The organism is Mycobacterium sp. URHB0021, assembly GCF_054057895.1.
Genome location: NZ_JBSRZT010000002.1, coordinates 6,152,299 through 6,174,509 on the forward strand (window position 1 = coordinate 6,152,299; position 22,211 = coordinate 6,174,509).

Consider the following 22,211-nt stretch of genomic DNA (forward strand, 5'->3'; position numbering starts at 1 on the left):
TTAAGCCTCTCCCGTTTCGGTGGCAGGGCGCCGAGGCGATGATGCTGCGCCCATGTGAGTGGCCATCCGACGTGCGCGACGGGTCGCCGCCGCCGTTAGCGCCTCCAGAGGGCCACGACCGGCACTGGCCTGCCATGCCACGCCGAGCACCAACGCCGCCACCACCTGCAGAATGAAACTCGTTGTAGGAATGTACGTGTCGTGAATGGAGTTGATGAACATGACGTGCAAGGTGTAGAAGGTGAGGGTCATCTTTCCGGCGGCAGCAAGCGGCATTTTGGCCAGCCCGATCACACGGTCGGCGATCGGCTGCCTCACATGGTCGGTCAGCAACATCGCAGCGAGAACCATTGTTGCGATACCGATCGTTGCCAGTAGATCGAGCGGTGTTCCGCTGTGGGGTTCGACTAGCGCCAGCCACCACCACGTTGTTCCGGGCAGGACCCCGTCGCCCCCGAAGTGCAGAACATCCATCGTTTGGCTGGCGGCGCCCGTGTCCGCGGCGCCCCAGATGTGTTGCAGACCGCCATACTGATAAAGCAATACGCTGGAAGCCACTTGCGCGAAAGCCGCCGCGAAGGAACCGGCGACGAGCATTCGGGACGCGGTGCGGGCGGACGACAGCGTAAGCCGACCGATGACCAGACCCGCGCACACGTACGCCACCCATGTAAGCGCCGGAAACTCTCCGGTCACAACCAATTGCGACAGCAGGCCCAGCGGTCTCGATACGGCATCCCCGAAGCCGGCGTTAAACGTCGATTCCGTTGGGGGTGGTAGGTGCGGCAGCAACAGGAACGTCAATGGCGGAGCTCCGGCGACAACCGCCGCCCCGGCCAGCGCAATCCCACACGTGGGGAGGAAAACCAAAGGGATGGCGAACAGGAACATCACGGCGTAATAGGGCAGAATCACCGTGGCCAATTCCGCGTCGGTGTAGCCAAGCGCGAAGCCGATGACGGCGATGACGATGGCCCGTGAGGTGAGCGACGCCACCGTCGCCATCGCCCGATCTCGACCGACCCGTGCACGGCCGGTAGTGAACGCAATGGAGACACCGGCGAGCAGTGCGAACAACGCCGACGCATTCCCTGCCGAGATGACGTACGTCCATGCCGGACCGCCGGTCGCCGGATTCGCGTCGGGTAGGACGTGAATAACCATCATCCCGATCAACGCAAGTCCACGCGCGGCGTCAACTCCCTCGAGCCGGACGGTCCTTTTGCGGGCAACGGGGGAGCTGAGCGATTTCGCTATGGCCGGAGCCGTGGTGGGCGGCGGAGCGATGACTGTGGCCGTCACGGTCGCATCACCTCATCGAGGAGATCGAGACCGAGGTCGCGTCCTCGGGCAACCGCCGGGTCCGGCTGGTAACAAGCCGGATCAAGAAGATGAGAATCAGTGAACCAATCAGCCTCTGCCTCAGGGTGAGGGCCGACCACACCGACACGGCCGCGACCGAAGCGCGTCACCGCCGCCGCCACGGTGTGATTGGGATACGTTGCCAGCACTCCGACCTCGGCACCGGCATCGAATCGAAATAGCGGGCCGTCCTGGAAGTACAGCCGCCGTCGACGTCCTCGCCAGCTCACTTCTACCACCGTGTCCTGATCTGTGTGAACGGTCGAGAGCGTCGAACCGATGTACTGCTCGCTGTCGCCCGGAAGCAGATCGAAACCTGGAGAGGATCCTGCGAGATAACCGCCCAGGCAGAATCCGAGATAGCGTCCTCCGTTTGAGACGAATTGCCGAATGGTCTTGCGGTGTGGACGCATGTGGCGGTACGCATCATCGAGGTCGGCGCCACCGGGTTGCGCGTACACAATCGCGCCGGCAAGCGATGCGGCAGAAAGCCGCCGGGCTTCGTCGGGGCCGACGAAGTCGACCCGCAAGCCGAGCGCGCTCGCGGACAGCAGTTCAGCAACAGCCTCGGGGCATCCCGGTAGAGATGCGGGGCCTCGGTAGACCAGTGCGAGCCGGCTCGGAGAACGGCGTGCAGGGGCACTTGTATGGCGGTCCCATGGCACCTTCAGACGGCCTCGCCTGGCGATGAGCTGATCGAGCGCTGTCATCTGGCGGCCTACTTCGTACCGAGGGTAAGCGCAGTGCATCGCACTCCGCCCCCGCCCTTCCGCAGTTCGGTGGTGTCGAGTTCCACGACGTGCAGCCCTCGGTCGCGCAGATCGGCGGCGAGCATCGGCGCGCCAGTGGTCATCGTCACGGTAGTGCCGTCGCTGATCAGGTTCAACGCGAAATTGGCGGCTTCCTCGACGGTCACCTTGATGAGGTCAAGGCCGAGCCCGTGCAGAGTGTTCACACTGGCCTCGTCGAGCGCCTCCGGGCAGTAAGCGATGGTGTCGGGCGCATCGATCACCGCGACCGCAAGATCAAGGTCGTACCACAGGGGGCCAGAGGTACACAGCGGAACGACTTGCACGCCGAGATGGTCCTCGAGCATGGCGTGCATTCGAAGATCCGTGCGTTGCCCGGAACCGGCGAGGAGCATCGGGCCGCAGGGCAGTGCGTCTCCTTGCCCGCTGAAAGGGTACGGGGCTTCGATGACGTCGTAACCACGCTTTTCCAGCCACGCCTTGGCGTAAGGGATCTCCGGGCGGCGCGGACCTGGCGGCTGACCAAGCACAGCGCGGTCGCCGATCACCACCGCCGTGTTAGCGGTGTACACCATGTCGGGGCACTCCGGCGCCGAGGAAAGGTACTCGACGGTACGGCCGGCTCGACGGTGAGCGGTGACGATCGATTCATGTTCGGTGGCCGCCCACGCGGCGTCCGGTTGCGAACCGACTGACATGTACGGATTGATCTCGTAATCGATACGGTAATGACGGGTGTCCGACATCAATAAATTTTGATTTATCAATTTCCCTCCCGCTCACTGAACATGGTCATCTGTCAGCACGAAACAGAGCGCTCGTCAAGGGGTGTCGACTGCTCGGCGCGGGCGGCCATAGGGTGTCCTACCGTTTTGGCACCGGTGGCCGACGTGATGCGCGGGTGCGTCTCGCCGCGGTGATCCCGTCGTTGTCGATGGAGTTGATGCCGCCGCTGGGTGACCGGCCCAGCAACTGCCGTGTCGCCGTGGTGTTGCGCAGGTATTCCGCCCCAGTGAGTTGCGACTGCGAGGTGCTCGCCCTTCATCAGCAGTGACAATGAATCCAGCGCGACATCACGATGAATAACGCTGTCATACAACACAATTGTGCGGTTGCCAACGCTTGCGCGCGCACCGATGGTGACGTTAGACATCTTCATCACGCGGTCCTCGAACAGATGTGTCTGCAGCGATGCGTCTACGCCGATCGCGGCATCGTCTCCGATGTCAACGAGGTCGAATTCCGTCATGTACGTAGTCCCAATCCATGCCCGCCGACCGACGCGCATGCCGAACCAGCGCAGCACCGGCGGAAGCATCGGTGTGCCCATCAGCAATCCCAATCCGACAGGGACGGCTGCCGTCTCGTACAGTCCGGTTACCAGTTCTGATCGACGAACGTACTTGCTCCAGAGTGGCTCTACCCTGGGCACGTAGGTACCAATGAGGTTGCGCTTCACCGCAGCGCAATAGCCGATCACTGCGGCCGCGCACCCCGCGGCGATCAGCGGCGACAGCACTGCGGGAATAGGCAGATCCCGCCCGCGTGCCAGTTCGGACAGCACCCAGAGGAACATGTAGGTGCTGATGCCGAGCAGTGAAGCGGGCAGGGTAGCTCGCACGAATTCGATTGCAAGCCGGTGCTTTATCAGTTCTCTCGACGGTCGATAGGTCTCCGATTCGGGGAAATTGCCGCTGTCCTGCCGCGCGGGCAAGTACATCGCAGGTGACCCAAGCCACGATGTCCCGGGCGGGACACCACCCGTGGGCGGAACCGTACCGACGCCGAGCAGACTATTTTCGCCGATCGACGCCCCGGCAGGCACTACTGCGGCGTTGCCGATGAATGACCGCCGACCAACCACCGTCGGCCCGACCATCAAGTACCCATGGGCGAATGTGGCAGCGCCGACACTCGCCATGTCCGCGATGAATGTTTCTTCATCGAGCTGGAGCAGGTCGGGGTCAAGATGGGCGGCGGTCGAAATCTCCGAGCCTCGACCGATTTTCGCTCCTAGCAGGCGCAGCCATGGCACTGTGTAAAGAGTGGCGTACAGGGAGTTCGTGTAGGTCAGGCTGATCTCGAGCAGCTTGTCCGCAATCCACTTCCGGACCCCGAGGCCCGAGCGGGCCGGGTACAGACCTGCAGACATTGCTGGAAGAATCAGCCGTTTGCCAGTGGCGACGATCAAACACACCGTGACGACGAAGATTGGGCCGGCGAGTAGGGTGACGAGCAATCCGGCGAGGATCCCCCAATGCAGGAGCGCCGCCCAGACGACGATGACAGATGGCGCGATCATGGCAATGACCGCGAGTTCGAGGACCGTAAGACCGACGAGAACCGCAACGAGCAGTCGTACAGACCATGATGTCGTACTCGCCCCGGTCTGTAAGACCTTTTCTACGGCGGCCGAAAGCGCCTGTACCGGGACGGCCGGTGACCCCGCCCACCGGTCACCCGATGGCACATTTTCGCCCGCCTGAAGCATCGATTGTTCGCCGAGGGCCGCACCGGCTTCGAGTGTGGAGCCCGGATCAAGCACGGCATGAGCACCGATGAAGGCGCCGGCCCCGACTGTGATCGGCTCGACGAGCACCCAACCGTCCTGCACCCGCCACGGCCGCAGAGTGGCTCCGTAACCGACGGAAGCGCCGTCACCGATGCGCAGCATCGTCGGCATGCCCAACGAGCTCGAACCCAGGTGGACGTCACGCCCGATCTTCGCCCCCAGCAACCGCAAGTAACCCGGGGCGAGTGGTGAACCGCTCAGCACAGGCAGCGGCGCGATGGCAAGTAACAGGCTGGCGGACCAGATCCGGAGATACGTCACTCCCCACAGCGGATAACGGCCAGGCCGGATTCCCGCCAAGAGGGGCCTCACGAACATCAACGGCAGAACCCACCTCACCGCAACATAGGTGATGAGGATCGCGGCCATCAGCTCTATGAGCACCAACACCGAGGCATAGCCGTCGTTGACCGTGTAAACGAAGGCGACCGGCACCGTAATCACGAAGAGCAGTAGGTAAAGCACAAGCGCCTGCGCACACCCAGCGACCGCCACGACCGGCGTTGAATGCCGCAACGGTTCCGGTCGTCCCGAGACAACGGCCGGTGTCACATTCGACAGATACGTCGCCAAGGCGCGAACACTCGGATGCTCGTATACGTCACGTAAGGCCGCTGACACGAACCCGGCCTCACGTAGCCGAGATACAGCTCGCGCTGCGAGTAGTGAGTGACCGCCGAGGTCTCGGAAGAAGTGGGCCTCCACAGAAATCGACTCAGGTGGTACGTCGAGGGTCTGCGCCCAGGCGGCCACGACACGTTCCTCGGTCTCGGTCACCGCGGCCATCACGGGTCCGGTACCCGTGAAGCGGATGCCGACGGGTGCGGGAAGTCTCTTACGGTCGACCTTCCCGCTCGGCATGGTCGGCAGGTCCGGCAGCACATCCACTGTCGCCGCGACCATGTAAGGCGGAAGTTTCTGCCGCATTCTCCCGTGGAGTCGCTGCGCCAGCTCGTTGTGGTCGATCTCCGCAGCGCACACCACATAAGCCGCCAAGGCTTCCGCGGCCGCCCCGTTCTCGGCGACGACGGCATTGACAACCGCCTCAGCGACCATCGGGTCTTCCATCAGCACCGATTCGACTTCGCCGAGATCAATGCGGTGCCCCCGGATTTTCACTTCGGCGTCGGCGCGGCCGTGATACTCGATCTCACCATTCGCATCGACGCGACCAAGGTCACCGGTGCGGTACAGCCGGCCCCCTCGGGGTGCGAGCTCATGTTCGATGAAGCGGTCGGCGGTCAGATCCGGTCTACCCACGTACCCGACGGCAACCCCAGGACCGCCAATGCAGATTTCGCCGATCTCGCCATCCGGGACTGGACGACGCTGCTCGTCCAGTAACACGACCGAGTATGTCGGCAGGGGCCGTCCGATGGTGACAGTACGGCCCGGCACCAGCTCCGCCACAGTCGCGGTGACCGTCGCCTCGGTGGGTCCATAGGTGTTGAGCATCCGCCGTCCGGGTTGTGCCCACCGGGTCACCAGCTGCGACGGGCACGCTTCTCCGCCGACGAGGACCGATCGGATCCTCGGCAACATACGCGGTAAAGTCGCCAGAAGCGTTGGTACGCAATACAGAACAGTGACGGACCGTTGCTCGAGGAAATCGGCTAGCTCAGCGCCCAGCCGACGGGAGTCAGTGGGTCCCACCACCAGTGCGGCGCCGCGAACCCATGTCGGCCAGATCTCCTCGATCGAAAAATCGAACGAAATCGTCATTCCCTGATAAACCCGGTCGTCTGCCCGGACGTCGTACACCTCGGGCACCACCGACAGGAAATTGCAGATGCTGGCGTGTGTGACCATCACTCCCTTCGGACGACCGCTCGATCCCGAGGTGTACATGATGTACGCCACGTCGTCGGGAGTGGCCGGGTCCAGATCGGGCGTTGTCACGGGGGCGTCAGCGATAGTGTCCGCCTCCGTGTCAGATTCGACCACGATGCAGGGCGCTCCCTGCGTCAACGGAGCCAATTCCGACGACGTAACCACCGCGTCGACACCGGCGTCGCTGAGGATGTAAGCGACGCGATCTTGTGGCGCAGCCGGATCGAGCGGCACCAGCGTCGCACCGGACTTCCCCACTGCCAGCAAGGACACATACGTCAACACGGACCGAGGCAGGAACACCGCAACCCGTGCACCGGCTTTCACACCTCGTCGGCGTAGGTGATGGGCCAATTGGTTCGCCCGTTTATCGAGCTCTCCATAGGTAAGAATTCCACCGTCGTGATCAATCGCTACGCGTGTCGGATCCGACGCGCAGCTATGCTCGAACAGTTGGTGCATTCGATTGTGTCGACGTGGCTCCGGGTCAACCGTCACGGCTGACGTATCCACGTCCAACACGTCGAGAGTCATATGGTCGAGGCCCCCCAAGTTATTTCGATCTCCGATCATTCCCCCGGAAGCTCAGCGCTTTGTCCTACCGAAATTCATAACCAGTGCCTTCAGATGTCCCGCTCCACCGGAGAACCCGGCGTTGAGCTCTAGGGGGCAGGTCGGTCGCTAGCGAGCAGTCACGGCGCAGAGCTAATTGTTGGAGCACCCACTCACTATCGAGTGCCGCAACAGCGTCGTACATGGGCCATTGGAACTAACTTTCGATGGGTCGGGATCTAGTACACCGCAGGTTCAGCGCATCTCCGATAGCTGCGTAGGGTGAACTGACGTGCTCCGACGTCTCGGCCTCAAGTTGTGCGTTCTGACATCACTTGGACGACATGCGCTGTCCGGTATGGCTCCGAACCCGAATCGAGACGCTGATGCGGGTTCGCGGCACGTCATAGATGTGTTTCTGATCCCGCGTTGGCAAGGTCTAGGTCGAGCGAAAAAGAACTAGTCCGGAAGCAGGCGATGCCTTTGTGTGACCGACGATGGCCATCCCACGGAGCAACACGGAGGAAAGTTGGCTTCGACCAGATTAAATTCGACCGCCAGCTGCAGCTCGTATCATCCCAGGCAAAGGCCCGCAAAGGACATGGGCCGATAGCTTAGCTAGATCCGCTCGATGCACGCGTCTGCTCTAGACGGAAGAAAATCGGAGCTGCCGATGTTTTTCGTCGAACAAATCGAAAGCTCGTTGATCCCGCAACAGAAGAGCCGTCACGGCGCCGTCACATGTCGACTTCAGGATCTCAATCTTTCGTCGGCGCTCAGTTAATAAGCGCGTCCCGAACGTTTACCTCCGACGTGCGGTCTACTCCTTTTCTCCAGTCTTGCAGACATGCGAATAGGTGGCTCGTACTCTGACCTCGTTTCGTGCACAGCGTGGTGTGTCGAGCGAGACAACGCAGCTGCCTCCGCCCGAGAACTCACTCCGAGCTTTCCGAGCACGCTGTGTACGTGGTTCTTGACAGTGTGCAGCGCGATACACAGCTGGTCGGCGATATCGCGATTCGATAATCCCGTCTCCAGCATCCCGAGGATCTGGATCTCGCGGGTGGTCAGTGGTACTTCGTCTGATTTCGTGTTCCGTTGCGCGGCGAGCGCAGAAAGCCTCTTCAAGAGAATTGCGGAAACTCTTGGAGAACAGAGGGATTCGCCACTAGCGACTCGCGACATGAGGGCCAGCAGGTCGTCCAAAGTTTCCGTCTTCAGATGGTACCCGTCAACACCCGCTTCAGCACATTTGATAATCTCCGACTCGTCGTCCTCGTCGACTGCGACGACGATCACCTTGCATTCCAGGCAGTGCTGCTTCACCAGACGAAGCATTGCCACGCTATCGCGGATGTCCATGTTGACGAGAACGATGTCCGGGATGGCGTCACGTAAAGCAGTGAACAGCGAAGGCACATCCCACGCCACCGCCGGCCTCGAACGCCCATGCCTGACAAAAACTGCAGCGAGGTTTTCGCGGTGCAGTGTGCAGTCGTCGATAATGAGACATTTTGGGTCAGGATGTGGCACTAGGCAATCCACCTTCCATTCCGTCACAGCAATGTCAGCTGATGGATTTACGTGATGTATCAGCTGCCAACCGTTGAAGGCTTGATCCCCTAGTGGTCCCCGTGGCGCCATCCCACCGATTCGCCTCGTGATGTCGACTGCTGATGCAACGGGACGAGACTCGCCGCGGTCTCCATGAACGTCGTGTTGGCGACCGACACTGGAAAGGTGTCGCGCGCTGCCCGTCGTACGCTGTACCTGAACCACTACGTCTGCTTCCACTCCATGATCCACGCGATTGATGTTGACCGTCTCAGGGCGCATTCGCGCTCGCCCACTGCCTGACAGCCGCCGACGCGCGGTGACAGGCCAATAAAGGCGCTTTCGACCATCACCGGCCGGAGTGGAGCCTTTCGGCTCCGCACCAGCACGGGCCAATGGCTTGATAGCCCCGTTAGCTTCCCCTCTGATAACTCCCCACTTGATCGTTCCCCTCCTGCTTGTGCCCATGGTAGGCATTTGCTATTTCTGCGGTCAACCGTAAAGTTCAGGGTCGTACCCAAAGATTGCCAGGGGAACTAGTCCGGAACCACCGCTTCCGTGTTCCGGATAACCTTAGAGCCTGCTGAGAGCGTTTTTTCGCTTTGTACTGGGGCCCACAGCGAAGATCCGCAGCTAAAGACTGTCGCGCGACGGTGCTGAGTGGTTGACACGGGAATCATGGAGGCGTGAGCCGCCCAACCTAACGAGTATGCATGGGTCCGAATGCGGGCGACCCGACCCAGGGTCATTGTTGCATGGTTACAACTGTTTGATCGTGATTGTCATGCCGCGAACTTTGCTAGATCGACCGTCTAACAATTTCTCAGGTGGGTTGACCGCAGACGTCGACCGACCGCCTTACTGGCCCAGCCTTAAGGTGCGTGATCCGCCTCGAAAGAATGGGACAGGCATCGATAACTTTGTGGCACAACGATTTTGAACTGTGTCAGACCGGACGGCCACAGCGCAGGTTCTGGGACGTCCTGGCGATCGAATGAAAGAACACCGGTGAGGGGGACGGCACAGGGTTCTTGGCCTTGACTGTGACGATCCCGGGGAGTGGGCTGCAAAAGAGGCGGTCGCAATTTCGGTGGAGCCCCCTGTCAGGATTGAACTGACGACCGCTCGCTTAAATCTATTTCTACGCTCTCCTGCTGATACCCGGGCGCGAGGTACTTATCGATGCAATCCCTCGTCGCTCCGATTGACGCATGTTGATGCGATCGCTTTGTCCGCTCGTGGACTTCACGCAATTCGCGTGGCGTTCAGGGTTGGGGATGTGAATGGCATCCATGACGATGCCATGGGGTGAGCGGTATTCCATACCGCAGCGGCAACGCGAAGTCGGAGTCGTAAACAGGCCTGTCCGCGGGCTTCCAATCAGTGATCCCCTCCAGATTGCCGCCGAGCTCAATCACCTTCTCGGGCGTGATGATGCCGAAGCTGGTCCACAGCAACTGCGTCGGAGTCACCGTATACATCACAGGGGCGCCCCACCTTATCGGGCTTGTGCGCTCACTACGGCGACGACGACGTTACTCGGAGACGCACAGCCGGGGACGTAAGTAGGCCGAATGCTGCCATCCGCCGATGGCGCGGCTTACCCTCAAGCCAAAACTGGAAGCAGGCACAGGCGACGCGGCCTCGATCTCGCTATGGAGAGGTGCCATCAACTGCATGACGGATAAGTCTGCGGAGGACGAGTCGGAAGAAGCTATCTGGAAGACCTTCCCGGCACTCTCGAAATGGCAGGAGCGGGTCGCCGCCGCATACCGCCCCCGGAATCAGCTAGTGAACTCGCGAGTGATGATCAGGATTGGCCGCCGATGCCCGTATCTATGGTCGCCTGGATGGGCCTCGTGGCCGCAACGGACCATTTAAGCGCCATCCGTCGACATCTCGAAGCGCGCCAACTGTTTCACTCGCACACCTCACTTTATGCAGAACAGCTCTCATTGGTGCCGCCCGGGCAGTTTGGGTTCTATCGCCGGCAGAAAGGCCCGACCGATTGCGGCGGTACCGGACAGTGGCCGCCTTCCTCCAAACGAAGCACCTGCAGTACCTCCACGGCCTACAGAATTTCGACCGAGATGATTCGGGCGGCTGCCTCAGCGACCTTCGCGACCAGCGCCATCGTGCCCGTGAGGCTCCCCCCGAATGGTGGACATCGAGATAGCGGGATGAATGGTCCCGCTGGAAGGATGTCACTATGTCCCGAGCCCGCCGGTCTTTCACGACCGAGTACAAGGTCGAGGCCGCCCATCGGGTGATCGATTCCGGCCGCACGATCGCTGAGGTCGCTCACGGGCTTGGCGTGATCGTGGGTCTGCTGGGACGGTGGGTTGCTGAGGAGCGCCGCCGTGTGGAGGCTGCCGCAGCCCGGGACGACGTGCCGTTGACGCCGGTGGAGCGCGCTGAGCTGGCGCGGCTGCGCAAGTAGGTCGCCGAGCAGGAGAAGGACATCGGGTTCCTGAAACGGCGTACTTTGCCGCCAGCCAACCGAAGTAGACCGGTTCGAGCTGATGGCCGCAGAGTGCGCGACCACCGCGATCACCCGAATGGCACCTCATTGCTCATGCAGGGGAATTTCCCGTCGTACAGCTGTTCGAAACCTCAACTTTGTGAGCCGGTGTTGTCCTTGAAGATGTTCCCGTTCTTCATGATCACCACCAGAGAGCGGTCGGGGTCGGCCAGCAGGGCCAGGTCTGCCAGGGGGTCACCGTCGACGAGAAGCAGATCTGCCAGTGCCCCCTCCTCGACGACACCAAGCCGACCCTTGTACGGGTTACGGGCACCCGACATCGCGCACAGCGCGGCGTTTTCCGAGGTGGCGAGCCGCAGAACGTCGGCCGCAGGAAACCAGCGCGACATTTTTGCCAGCATGGCGCCCTGTCGATCGGCGAGTTTCCCGTCGAACAGGATGTCGGTCCCCCACGCAATCTTGACGCCGTGCTTTTTGGCCAAGCCGAAGGCATGATCAGTCCCGGCCGTGATTTGTAAGAATTTCGCCCGCTGGTCCGGATAGGGGAACGGAATGGCGTCCTCGTCGTCGAGCAGGGGTTGCAGACACCACCACGCGTCGCGCTCGGCGATCATCTCGGCGGTCGCGTCGTCGAGCAGAAAGCCGTGCTCGATGCATCGCACCCCAGCCCGAAGCGACTGCTGCACCGCCCGAGGGGTGAACGCGTGCACCATGACGTAGGTGCCCCAGTTCTCGGCCGCCGCGACGCCCGCGCGCAGCTCGGGGTCGGTGTACTGGGTGACGTCAACGGGGTCGTAAGACGATGCCACGCCGCCGCCGGCCATCATTTTGATCTGCGTCGCGCCCAGCATGAGCTGCTCACGTACGGCGCGCAGAACCGCGTCGACGCCGTCGGCGATCGTCGATACACCCATTGACTCGATATGGCTCAGGTGGCCGCAGCTGCCGTGCGAAAGCTCATGGCGCATCCGGAAGTCGCCGTGACCGGATGTCTGCGTGATGAACGCGCCTGAGGGAAATATCCGTGGCCCTTCGATGATGCCGTCGTCAATCGCCTGCTTGAGGCCGAACACCGGCCCGCCGGCGTCGCGAACAGTAGTGAATCCGCGATGCAGCGTGCGATTCGCCTGCTGACCCGCAACCAGGTTCAGGTAACCGGTATCGGCCGTCGAAGCTGTTGTCAGCGGCAGGCTGGCCATCATGGCATGCCAGTGAGCATCGATCAGGCCCGGCATGAGCACTCGCCCGTCGCCGTCGATCTGTTGCCGGCGTTCGCCGTGGGCTACTCCGATTGGGTCAGTGGCGATGCGCTCGATGGTGGCGCCACGGACAAGAACGTCAGAGGTCGGTGACAAACTGGGCGAGCGGCCATCGAAAATCCGGACATTTCGGAACAACGTGGTGTCGTATTCGCTTGAGCGCATTGGCTGCCGTTCCTTGACCGCTGGTCGTGTGAAGTGCCGTAAGAGTAAACCCGATCGTGCGTCATACCGTCTGAAATTGACCGCCGTCGACGACGAGTTCCGAGGCAGTGATCCAGGCCGCGCGGTCCGACGCAAGGAACGCAACAGCTTCCGCGATATCGCCGGCTGTGCCGAGCCGGTTGAGCGGTACGGCCGATGCGCTGTTTGGTTCGGTTGCGCCCGACGCCCCGTTGAGAGTTAAGCGAACAGCATCACCGCCCGGCGACGTCACAGCGCCCGGCGTCACCGTGTTGACTCGGACACCACGCGGACCGGCCTCCGCGGCGAGACCGCGGGTATAGGTCGCCAACGCCGCCTTGGCTGCGGCATAGTGCAACATCACGGGTGCTGGGCTCAGGGTAGCCACCGAGGAGATGTTGACGATGGCGCCCGTACCTCTGGAGTACATGCCCGGTAGGAGCGCAGCGTTCAGGCGCACGGCGGCGAGGAAGTTGATGTTGAGATCGTTAAGCCATTCGTCGTCGTCGATATCGAGGACACCGCCCATATGCGGCGTAGATGCGCCGGCGTTGTTGACCACAATGTCTATCCGGTCAAGCAACGTTGTAGCGCTGTGCGCGAGGACCCGCGCTCCTTCGAGAGTTGACAAATCCGCACGGACATAATGCACGCCATCGGGCAGATCACTTGGGTCCGATCTTCCTGCCGTCAGCACAGTTGCCCCGCCGGCGAGAAACCGCGCCACAAGGGAGTGACCAATTCCTTTGGTACCGCCTGTGATCACCGCGGTCTTCTCGGCCAGGTCGTGGAACTCGGCGACCGGAACCTGCGGGGCCACAACTGCGGTCGTCATTGGTGTCTCCTTCGTGGACTGGGCGGAGTTGGATTCGGTGTGAGTCGGCGAGTGTTTGCCCAAGGTCGCTAGTTCCAGTAATCACGACGCCATCCTGTCGCGCATCAGTACAACCAACGTGATTCTGTATTTGTGTCACCAGTTGTGTTACGCGGTAGTTGATCAACCCGAGTCACACGGTGTCTTAGGGCCATGACATGTCTCGGTGGCCGATCACTTCGAGCGTAACGTCGTTGGTGTGAAAGAACTCTCAGAACATGAAAGATCCAAACAGTTCGAGCTGCGGCGACGCCGCGTCTGCGAGCGATACTTGCGTGGCTCCGACTCGCGCCCAGCAACATCAGCGCGAGGTCTACATCACATGGCTTTGCTGAGTAGCGATGTCGAGCGGACGGTGCAGTTCTACCAGGAGCTACTTGAGTTTCCGCTGACTGCGATCGCTGAGAACCGCGATTACCGTGGGTCATCTCACTTCTTCTTCGACATTGGGAACAACAATCTCCTGGCGTTCTTCGACTTCCCCGGCCTGGATCTTGGCCCCTACCAGGAAGTGCTCGGCGGGCTGCACCATGTGGCGATCAGTGTCGAGCCCGAGTGTTGGAAACATCTGCGCGACAAGCTGACCGCGGCAGGCGTCGAGCTGCACCAGCACGAGGACGTCTCGATCTACTTCCAAGATCCAGACGGAGCCCGCCTGGAACTGATCTCATACCCGCTCGGCGAAATGTAAAGGTAATCGGCAGTTGGCGAATTTCACAGGACGACTTCGGGCTGATAGATGTCGAGCCAGACGGCGAGGTCGAGGGCCTGCTCCATCCGGTGCCTCGCCGCCGGCGGCATTGTCTCGGAGTCCAGGTTCGTCAGATCCTCCAGCACTGACCGGTCGACGAGGGCGAACAGCGCGTCGTTGTCCGTTGTCAGGAGATCCTTTGTCTGCCGCTGAATTTCGGCTCCATACTTCGGGTCAGCGGTGGACGGATACGGACTCTTCACGCGCTGCACTATCGATTCGGGCAATACATCGCGCGTGGCGGCGCGCAACAGGCTCTTCTCGCGTCCATCGAAACTCTTCATCACCCAAGGCGTGTTGTACACGTATTCCACCAATCGGTGATCACAGAACGGCACCCGCACCTCCAGGCCCACCGCCATGCTCATCCGGTCCTTACGGTCGAGCAGGATCCGCACGAAGCGGGTCAGGTGCAGGTAGTTCATCACCCGCATCCGATGGGTGAAGTCGTCTTCGCCGTCGACCCTGGCTACCTCACTGACCGCCTCTGTGTAACGATCATGCAGGTAGGTCTTCAGGTCGGCCGCCGTGCGCACCTGGTGCGTATACAAGTTGGCCTCGGTGTCGAACAGAGTGCCGTCTTCCATGGCGATCCACGAGAATGCGTCGGTCCGCTGGATCAGCGGGTCATGGAACTGGCGATAGCCACCGAAGATCTCGTCGGCCGATTCCCCGGACAGCGCCACTGTGGATTGCGTGCGGATGGCCTTGAACAGCAGGTACAACGAGGCGTCCATATCCCCGAGGACCCTCACCGGCAGGTCACGCGCGGTGATCACCTTGCGGCGGATGTCAGGGTCGGCAAGATCATTGGGGTCAAGGACGATGTCGGTATGGTCGGAGCCGACGTGGTTGACCAGGTCGCGCACGTACGGGGCGTCCAGGCTCGGCCGGAACTCATCGGGCGTGAAATTGTCGGCCTGTCCGGCGAAGTCCACCGAGAAGCTGCGAACCGGTTCAGCCAATTCACGCGCTGATAAGGCAGTGATGGCGCTTGAGTCGAGCCCGCCGGACAACAGCACACATTGGGGCACATCCGCGACCAGCTGCCGGTGCACAATGTCGTCGAGCAGACCGCGCACCGTTTCCACTGTGGTGTCCTGATCGTCGGTGTGCAGCCATGATTCCAGCCGCCAATACTCCCGATCGCGGACGCCGTGCTCGTCGACCGTGACGATGGTGCCGGGCTCGACCTCGCGCATCCCCTTCCACACGGCGAGCTTCGGAGTTTTGACCGGGAGCAGCATTTCGCGCAGGCCTTCGATATCGACCACCCGCTTCGCCAGCGGGTTGGCCAGGATCGCTTTGGGTTCTGAGCCGAACAGCACCCCGTTGGGCGTGGGATAGAAGTAGAACGGTTTGACGCCCATGCGGTCGCGGATCATCACGAGCTTGCGCTTGCGCGAATCCCATATTGCGAATGCGTACATTCCGTTGAGGTGATCGACCACAGCTTCGCCCCAACACAGATATCCGCGCAGTACCACCTCCGTGTCGCTGGAGGTATCGAAGCGCTCACCGGCCGCCTCCAACTCGGTCCGCAGTTCGGTGAAGTTGTAGACCTCGCCGCTGTACACCATCACGACATCGCCACGAGGTGTTGACACAGACATCGGTTGTGCACCCCCAGGAAGGTCGATCACTGACAGCCGGCGATGCCCCAGTGCCGCATGTCGCTCCGACCACACTCCCGAGGCATCGGGACCGCGGCAGGCCATTGTCAACGTCATCGCACCGATCACGTCGCGCTCCTGAACCAGGTCGCGAGCGAAATCGACCCATCCTGTAATGCCGCACATAAATATGTCTCCCTTATCTGAGAACAAACCCTGAAATCGCGTTCAGGTATCAACCGACGCTGTAGGCCGCAACGCACGCATAGTGGCGATGTTTCTTGACTCTATTGCTCTACAAGCGCATTCGGCAGTTGCAGCGTATATCTGGGCCGGCCGCCACCACTGCCCTAGTCCATGATGACCCGCTTTTCGTTGCTGTCAGTCGCTTACTAGGGACACCAGTACGGAACCGGGGATGGACACGGGACAGACCAGTGCTGTCACGGATGCGTCCATCGAGGCGAGGAGCGGCATGATGGAAAGCGCCGGCGCTTCGACCGGTCGTATTACTTTTGGGCGCATGCAGCATGCGCCTTACCGGCGGACGATTCTGTGACAGAGCTCACCGCGCGACTTCTGTTGTCTGACAATTGACTAGAGGACAGCTGCGCGCCGCATGCTGTCTTTGCGCGACTGGGGGTCCGGCTAGGGCAACTACGGATTCGAGGCTCGGCGCACGCCTGCACGCTGGTCTTCAGAGCTTCTACCCGACAGAGCAAGGACGAAACGCGGTGAGCACGCATGCGGTCACTCGCCGGTCTCCCAGAGCGGTGTCACGCATTGGAGGTATGTTGTGGTTGCCCGATTTTCCCTGAATGACATGAGCATTCCCATCGTTGGGGCACCCATGGCTGGTGGACCCTCGACGCCGCAGCTCGCGGCGGCGGTGTCCAACGCTGGTGGACTCGGCTTCCTTGCGGGCGGCATGTTGTCCGCAACGCAGTTGGCGGAGGCCATTATTGTGACCCGAGGGCTGACGTCCGGCGCGATCGCGGTGAATTTGTTTGTGCCTCAACGTTTCCACGGCAACGCCGAGCAGTTCGGTGCGTTCGCCGAGGCTATATCCGGGACTGCGGCACACTACGGCGTCGCACCCGGCGAGCCGATGCATGACGACGACGACTGGGCCGCAAAGCTCGAGGTGGTGTGTGACCTGCGCCCAGAAGTCGTCTCGTTCACGTTCGGTTCACCCACCGCCGCTGACTGTCGACGGTTGGCTGAGGCGGGTATTTCGACGTTCGCCACCGTGACCCAGTTCGAGGAAGCGGTGATCGCGCTCGACTACGGGGTCGACGGGCTGGTCGCTCAGGGCCCAAGCGCCGGCGGGCACAGGGCGACGTTCGACCAATGTGTAATGCCTTCGATCGCCCCGCTCGAAGACCTGATAGCGGCGCTGACCGCTGGACTTGGTTGCCCCGTGGTGGCAGCCGGGGGTATTTCGACAGCAGACGATGTGAAACGGCTGACCGGGATCGGCGCGGTGGCAGCGCAGGTGGGAACGGCGCTACTACTCGCCGACGAAGCCGGAACCAACCCCGTACATCGGGCGGCACTGCGCGACCCTCAATTCGACCAGACGGTGATCACCGGAGTGTTCACCGGGCGGTACGCGCGATCCTTGCGGAACCGGTTCATCGACGAGCATGACCGAGACGCCATCATCGGCTTTCCGGCGGTGGCAAGGATTACCGGCCCGATACTGGCCGCCGCGGTGAGAAACGGTGACCCGCATGGCACCAGCTTGTGGGCGGGCACCGCGTTCAAGGACGCGAAGACGGGATTGGCCGTCGACATCGTGCGCGAATTGGCGGCTTGAGACTCGGCCCTTTCGAAAGGACAAGAATGCAGGACCAGCACATCGGCAAGGTCGCGATCATTACCGGTGCATCACGTGGTATCGGTGCAACTCTGGTGGACGCGTACTGCAAGCTCGGGTACCGAGTGATCGCCAACTCGCGCACCATTGGCGAATCGAGCAGTCCCCAAGTAGTCATTGTGACAGGTGATATCGCCAATCCGCGCACAGCGGAGCGACTCGTCGACGCGGCCTTGTCGCGATTCGGCCGGGTGGACACGCTCATCAACAACGCCGGCGTGTTCCTTGCCAAGCCGTTCACCGATTACTCATCCGAGGACTTCGCATCGATCACCTCTGTGAACACGTTCGGCTTCTTCCACGCCACCCAGTCCGCGATTTCACAAATGCTCGCACAGGGCGACGGCGGACACATCATCAACGTGACTACCACGCTCGCCGAGCAGGGCCAGACGGCGGTCCCATCGGTACTGACGGCGCTGACCAAGGGCGGCATCGTCGCCGCTACCAAATCGCTCGCGATTGAGTATGCGGCGCAAGGGATCAGGGTCAATGCGATATCGCCGGGGGTGATCGACACTCCGATGCACGCCGGCGTCGACGCCCACCGTGTGTACGCTCAGATGCATCCCCAGAACCGCATAGGAACTGTCGCTGACGTGGTCCACGGTGCGCTGTACCTCGAGTGCGCAGCCTTCGTGACGGGCGAGATACTGCACATTGATGGCGGCCAGAGCGCTGGCCACTGACTTTCGAAACAACGAGAACCCACTACTGGCACGCACGGCGCAGCGCTGCGCGCAAGGAAAGGAAATCGGTTATGTCCCTGGCATCTCCCACGTCGGATCAGGCCCAAATCTTCGCCGCGGCGCCTCATAAGCTGCTGATTGACGGCCAATGGGTCGCGGCGGCCTCCGGCCAGACGTTCGCGACCATCAACCCCGCTACCGAGGAGACGCTGGCCGACGTCGCGCATGGCAAGGTGGAGGACATCGATCGGGCGGTGCGCGCTGCCCGCCGGGCGTTCGACGACGACTCACCGTGGCGGCGGATGAACGCCTCTGACCGCGGCCGGATCATCTGGCGGATCGCAGAACTGATCGAGGAGCACGCAGACGAGCTGGCCAGGCTGGAATCGCTGGACAACGGCAAGCCCCTGGCAGTCGCCCGAGCAGCCGACGTGCCATTGGCAGCCGATCTGTTCCGCTATATGGCGGGTTGGCCGACCAAGATCCACGGCACCACGGTGCCGATATCCGCGCTCACTGCTCCCGGGGAGTATCTGGCGTACACCATGCGCGAGCCGGTCGGCGTGGTCGGCCAGATCATCCCGTGGAACTTTCCATTGCTGATGGCGGCCTGGAAGCTGGCGCCGGCGCTCGCATGCGGCTGCACCATCGTGCTCAAGCCCGCGGAGCAGACTCCGCTCTCAGCGCTGCGACTGGGTGAGCTGCTGCACCAGGCCGGTCTGCCCGACGGCGTGGTCAACATCGTCACCGGCTTCGGTGACGCCGGTGCGGCGCTGGCCGCGCACGACGATGTCGACAAAGTTGCGTTCACCGGCTCCACCGAGGTCGGCAAGCTCGTTGTGCAGGCCGCGCGGAACAACGTCAAGAAGGTTTCGCTCGAGCTGGGCGGGAAGTCGCCGAACGTGGTGTACGCCGATGCCGATCTCAGCACGGCGATCCCGGCTGCGGCGAGCAGCATCTTCTTCAACCAGGGGCAGGCCTGCAACGCAGGCTCGCGTCTGTTTATCCAGAGAGAGGCCTTCGACGACGTCGTCGCCGGCGTGGCCGAGATTGGCAAGTCGATCAAGCTCGCCGCGGGCACCGACCCCGACTCCCAGATGGGGCCGCTGATTTCCGACGAGCAGTTCACCAAAGTGCTCGGGTTCCTCGAATCCGGACGTTCGCAGGGCGCCGAGGTTGTGATCGGCGGCGGCCGCCAAGGCGACCGCGGCTACTTCGTGCAGCCGACGATTCTCACGAACACGAGGCCGGACATGAAGGTTGTGCGTGAGGAGATCTTCGGGCCCGTGGTGTGTGCCATCCCGTTCGACACCCCGGAGGACGTTGTACCGATGGCCAACGGCACCCCTTACGGATTGGCGGCGGGTGTATTCACCCGAGACATCTCGAAGGCGCATCGCACCGCCAAGCTGTTGCGCGCGGGCACCGTGTGGATCAACACCTACCATGTCTTCGATGCCGCGATGCCGTTCGGCGGCTACAAGCAGTCCGGGTGGGGCCGTGAGATGGGCCCGCAGGTGCTGGAAAACTACCTCGAGACCAAGTCGGTGGTGACAGCGCTCTAGCGTGGCGAAACATCAACTCCTCGGCGGTGTTTAGGCCGCAAGCCGCTACTGATCGCGCCACGCAGATGATGGGCCTGCGACCGACACCGCAGGTCAATGAATCACTGGCGCCGGCAGGGGCGCTCGGTGGTGTCATGAAAGGCTTCGCACGAGGTCGGTTAGTTCGTCGAGGTCGCGAACCGTAGCCGATTGCGGCACGGTCGGGATCAGGAAAGACACCTCGTCCACCCCCACCTCGGCGTAGCCGGCCAGTGTCGCCCTGTCTCGCCCGGCGCCCCAGATCATGAAGGGCACGTCGGTGCGCTTGTTGTCCGCCAACCACTGACGTACCTCACGGAGTTTCTCGGGAGCTGTCGCGGCCTGGGGTAGCCAGCCGTCGCCGAGGGGTCCGTAGCCGTTCGAGGGCGGCATGGCTCTCACCGCCGATATAGATCGCCAGGGTGTGGCCGCTGAACCGGCTTGGGCCAGGAGAAGATCGGGTCGAAATCGATGAAGCGACCGTGAACTCAGCCTCGTCCTGGGTCCAGATTTGTTTGAGCGCGGCCAGCTGCTCGTTCAACTTGTCCCCCGCGAGTCGCCGGAGTGGGGCCGTGGTTGCGCATTTCGTCGCGGTTCCAGCCCACGCCCACACCCACGTCGAGGCGACCTCCGGAAACCAGGTCGAGGCTGGCGATCTCCTTGGCGGTGTAGATCACGTCACGCTGTGGCAGCAGCAGGATCCCAGTGGTCAGCCGAAGGCTGCCGGTGATAGCGGCCGCGGTGGCCAGTGCTACGAACGGGTCCAGTGTGCGGTGATATTCGCGCGGCACCTGCCCGTCCCCGGAACCGGCTCCTTCGGCGCGACCGGAATGTGCGGTGCTCAGTGACACAAAGGGAATTGAACCCACGTTGCTCGACAGCGGCCGCGAGCGCTCCGGCGCCGATGCCCTCATCAGTGAGAACGCCGAAATACCGAACTTCACACTAATGGCCCGTCACCCGCGTCAGGTATTTCAACTTGCCCTTCGCTGTTTCGATTCCGTGACCAAGGTGTCAACTACCGCCTGCGCGTAATCAGCGGTGGGTGCGTACCCCGTGCAGGCCATCCGCAGGCGGCCTCGGTAGGTGATGATCGAGAGGACGTACTCGTCTGTCATGTGTGACTGAACGATCGGTGCCCAGATCGCCGACGGTGCGATTGGGCCGGTGTCGGTGAGGTCTTGGCGACCCAGGTTGGTGGTCAACAACTCCCACGCGAAGGCGTTGCCGAAGACCTGTTCGGCGTTATCGGCCGTCGCGTCTGCCGGTACGGCCTGTCGGATCGCCTGCGAACCAGCGATGACACCGAAGGCGGAGCGGGCGACGTCGAGGTCGGCCGACATCGCTCGGGCCTGGTCCCAGAACGACCTTCCATCGTCAGGCTGCAGACCTGTGCATGTGCCGGTGAAGTATGCGGCGCAGTCTGTGCCGGCATGCGTGAGTTCACGGATGTCGATTGGGCTGAGTGCTCGGACGAAGGCGTCACCGAGCTGCTGACCGCGAACACGGAAAGCTGCGACAAGGATGGCCGCGTGCACCGTGGTGCGTTCAGCGCGGCACCGCACAGCCAGCCGAGCCGTGTCGGCCTCGGTCATCGCCACGGTGTGCAAGAAGGGGGCACTGCCGTCGAACGGCCGCTGCGTTGTCGGCTCCGCCATTCGCTCATCGGGCTCCGGAATTACCGTCGTTGCAGTGCCTTCCAGCGAAAGGTCGATTAGATCCTCGATGGCGGGAGGAACCGGCAGATTCACCAGCTGGCGGCCGTTGAGCGCAGCAATCAGATCATCGAGAACATGAACCGCGGAGATGCCATCGGCGATCGTGTGGTCGAACGTCAGGATGACGACCGACGCCGAGGGCGTCGTGGCCAGCGTGGCGCGCAACAGCGGAGCGACGGACCGGTCAAACGGCATTGCGAGTTCCGCGGCCGCCAGCGGCTGCCAGTCAGAGCGCCCGTGGTGCACCGTCAGCGGTATGGGGGCGGTCGCCGGCGCGCGATAGAAACCGAGACGCGTCGACGGATGATCCTCGACGTGGACCGACAACAGCGGATGACGCTGCTGGACCGAGTCCAATGCGCTCCGCAGTTGCTCGTCGTCAAGGATTCCGTCGAACTCTGCAGCCAGCAGAAAGTGCGCGGGATGGCGCTCGCTGTAACGGAAGAAGAGACGTTCTAGTGAGCCGATCGGGCGGATCAGCGTACTCTGCTCGGTGAGCACTGACATGGAGCCTCCTTGGTACGTCGTGATGCGAATTCGATTGGTCCGAGCCCTAATTCG

The 22,211-nt window shown here is 62.1% G+C and carries 15 protein-coding genes and 1 pseudogene; 5 read left to right on the plus strand and 11 right to left on the minus strand.

What is annotated here, in order from left to right:
* The 6 genes from ACVWWN_RS32715 to ACVWWN_RS32740 all read right to left on the minus strand — a co-directional run bounded on the left by ACVWWN_RS32715 (window position 1) and on the right by ACVWWN_RS32740 (window position 10,091).
* A complete protein-coding gene (locus ACVWWN_RS32715) occupies window positions 1-1,302 on the minus strand; it encodes a heparan-alpha-glucosaminide N-acetyltransferase domain-containing protein (RefSeq protein ID WP_457147555.1) in 1,302 nt (433 codons plus the stop codon).
* On the minus strand, window positions 1,299-2,072 hold the full coding sequence (locus ACVWWN_RS32720) for a BPL-N domain-containing protein (protein ID WP_457147556.1): 774 nt from the start codon (window positions 2,070-2,072) through the stop codon (window positions 1,299-1,301). Before ACVWWN_RS32720 ends, ACVWWN_RS32715 begins: the two co-directional genes overlap by 4 nt.
* 8 nt (window positions 2,073-2,080) lie before the next feature.
* On the minus strand, window positions 2,081-2,857 hold the full coding sequence (locus tag ACVWWN_RS32725; RefSeq protein WP_457147557.1) for a dimethylarginine dimethylaminohydrolase family protein: 777 nt from the start codon (window positions 2,855-2,857) through the stop codon (window positions 2,081-2,083).
* A gap of 53 nt (window positions 2,858-2,910) precedes the next feature.
* On the minus strand, window positions 2,911-6,975 hold the full coding sequence (locus tag ACVWWN_RS32730) for a Pls/PosA family non-ribosomal peptide synthetase (protein ID WP_457147558.1): 4,065 nt from the start codon (window positions 6,973-6,975) through the stop codon (window positions 2,911-2,913).
* Between the two features lie 870 nt (window positions 6,976-7,845).
* Window positions 7,846-8,598 (minus strand): LuxR C-terminal-related transcriptional regulator, encoded by a 753-nt coding sequence (locus ACVWWN_RS32735; RefSeq protein WP_457147559.1) that lies wholly within the window; start codon window positions 8,596-8,598, stop codon window positions 7,846-7,848.
* A gap of 1,286 nt (window positions 8,599-9,884) precedes the next feature.
* Window positions 9,885-10,091: a hypothetical protein gene (locus ACVWWN_RS32740; protein ID WP_457147560.1), complete on the minus strand. Its 207-nt coding sequence runs from the start codon at window positions 10,089-10,091 to the stop codon at window positions 9,885-9,887.
* A 737-nt stretch (window positions 10,092-10,828) separates the two neighbouring features.
* On the opposite strand from ACVWWN_RS32740, the gene ACVWWN_RS32745 reads away from it, so the two are divergent.
* The gene (locus ACVWWN_RS32745; RefSeq protein ID WP_457147561.1) at window positions 10,829-11,059 is read left to right on the plus strand and encodes a transposase; all 231 of its coding nucleotides are present in this window, start codon (window positions 10,829-10,831) and stop codon (window positions 11,057-11,059) included.
* Between the two features lie 173 nt (window positions 11,060-11,232).
* On the opposite strand, the gene ACVWWN_RS32750 is transcribed toward ACVWWN_RS32745, so the two are convergent.
* Together ACVWWN_RS32750 and ACVWWN_RS32755 are read right to left on the minus strand one after the other, a co-directional pair.
* On the minus strand, window positions 11,233-12,525 hold the full coding sequence (locus ACVWWN_RS32750) for an amidohydrolase family protein (RefSeq protein WP_457147562.1): 1,293 nt from the start codon (window positions 12,523-12,525) through the stop codon (window positions 11,233-11,235).
* A gap of 61 nt (window positions 12,526-12,586) precedes the next feature.
* Entirely contained in the window at window positions 12,587-13,378 is a 792-nt protein-coding gene (locus tag ACVWWN_RS32755; RefSeq protein WP_457147563.1) for an oxidoreductase, read from the minus strand.
* Window positions 13,379-13,616: 238 nt separating this feature from the next.
* On the opposite strand from ACVWWN_RS32755, the gene ACVWWN_RS32760 reads away from it, so the two are divergent.
* On the plus strand, window positions 13,617-14,108 hold the full coding sequence (locus ACVWWN_RS32760; protein ID WP_457149364.1) for a VOC family protein: 492 nt from the start codon (window positions 13,617-13,619) through the stop codon (window positions 14,106-14,108).
* A gap of 23 nt (window positions 14,109-14,131) precedes the next feature.
* Here ACVWWN_RS32760 and asnB read toward each other — a convergent pair whose 3' ends face one another.
* Window positions 14,132-15,967: an asparagine synthase (glutamine-hydrolyzing) gene (asnB, locus tag ACVWWN_RS32765; RefSeq protein ID WP_457147564.1), complete on the minus strand. Its 1,836-nt coding sequence runs from the start codon at window positions 15,965-15,967 to the stop codon at window positions 14,132-14,134.
* A gap of 637 nt (window positions 15,968-16,604) precedes the next feature.
* Between asnB and ACVWWN_RS32770 the strand changes: the two genes are divergently transcribed.
* The 3 genes from ACVWWN_RS32770 to ACVWWN_RS32780 all read left to right on the plus strand — a co-directional run bounded on the left by ACVWWN_RS32770 (window position 16,605) and on the right by ACVWWN_RS32780 (window position 19,914).
* Entirely contained in the window at window positions 16,605-17,600 is a 996-nt protein-coding gene (locus tag ACVWWN_RS32770) for an NAD(P)H-dependent flavin oxidoreductase (protein WP_457147565.1), read from the plus strand.
* Window positions 17,528-18,349: an SDR family NAD(P)-dependent oxidoreductase gene (locus ACVWWN_RS32775; protein ID WP_457147566.1), complete on the plus strand. Its 822-nt coding sequence runs from the start codon at window positions 17,528-17,530 to the stop codon at window positions 18,347-18,349. Before ACVWWN_RS32770 ends, ACVWWN_RS32775 begins: the two co-directional genes overlap by 73 nt.
* Before the next feature lie 71 nt (window positions 18,350-18,420).
* Complete coding sequence (locus ACVWWN_RS32780; protein ID WP_457147567.1) at window positions 18,421-19,914, plus strand: aldehyde dehydrogenase family protein; 1,494 nt, start codon at window positions 18,421-18,423, stop codon at window positions 19,912-19,914.
* Window positions 19,915-20,046: 132 nt separating this feature from the next.
* Here ACVWWN_RS32780 and ACVWWN_RS32785 read toward each other — a convergent pair.
* Both ACVWWN_RS32785 and ACVWWN_RS32790 read right to left on the minus strand, forming a co-directional pair.
* Window positions 20,047-20,838, minus strand: a pseudogene (locus ACVWWN_RS32785) (LLM class F420-dependent oxidoreductase).
* Between the two features lie 68 nt (window positions 20,839-20,906).
* Window positions 20,907-22,157 carry a condensation domain-containing protein gene (locus ACVWWN_RS32790; protein WP_457147568.1) on the minus strand — a complete coding sequence of 417 codons (1,251 nt, stop codon included), beginning with the start codon at window positions 22,155-22,157 and terminating at the stop codon, window positions 20,907-20,909.
* Window positions 22,158-22,211: the final 54 nt, after the last annotated feature.

Coding starts and splice junctions, on each gene's coding strand:
- ACVWWN_RS32725 (WP_457147557.1), bottom strand. CDS start 2,857: ATGTCGGACACCCGTCATTACCGTATCGATTACGAGATCAATCCGTAC.
- ACVWWN_RS32770 (WP_457147565.1), top strand. CDS start 16,605: ATGAGCATTCCCATCGTTGGGGCACCCATGGCTGGTGGACCCTCGACG.
- ACVWWN_RS32745 (WP_457147561.1), top strand. CDS start 10,829: ATGTCCCGAGCCCGCCGGTCTTTCACGACCGAGTACAAGGTCGAGGCC.
- ACVWWN_RS32755 (WP_457147563.1), bottom strand. CDS start 13,378: ATGACGACCGCAGTTGTGGCCCCGCAGGTTCCGGTCGCCGAGTTCCAC.
- ACVWWN_RS32750 (WP_457147562.1), bottom strand. CDS start 12,525: ATGCGCTCAAGCGAATACGACACCACGTTGTTCCGAAATGTCCGGATT.
- asnB (WP_457147564.1), bottom strand. CDS start 15,967: ATGTGCGGCATTACAGGATGGGTCGATTTCGCTCGCGACCTGGTTCAG.
- ACVWWN_RS32720 (WP_457147556.1), bottom strand. CDS start 2,072: ATGACAGCGCTCGATCAGCTCATCGCCAGGCGAGGCCGTCTGAAGGTG.
- ACVWWN_RS32730 (WP_457147558.1), bottom strand. CDS start 6,975: ATGCACCAACTGTTCGAGCATAGCTGCGCGTCGGATCCGACACGCGTA.
- ACVWWN_RS32780 (WP_457147567.1), top strand. CDS start 18,421: ATGTCCCTGGCATCTCCCACGTCGGATCAGGCCCAAATCTTCGCCGCG.
- ACVWWN_RS32790 (WP_457147568.1), bottom strand. CDS start 22,157: ATGTCAGTGCTCACCGAGCAGAGTACGCTGATCCGCCCGATCGGCTCA.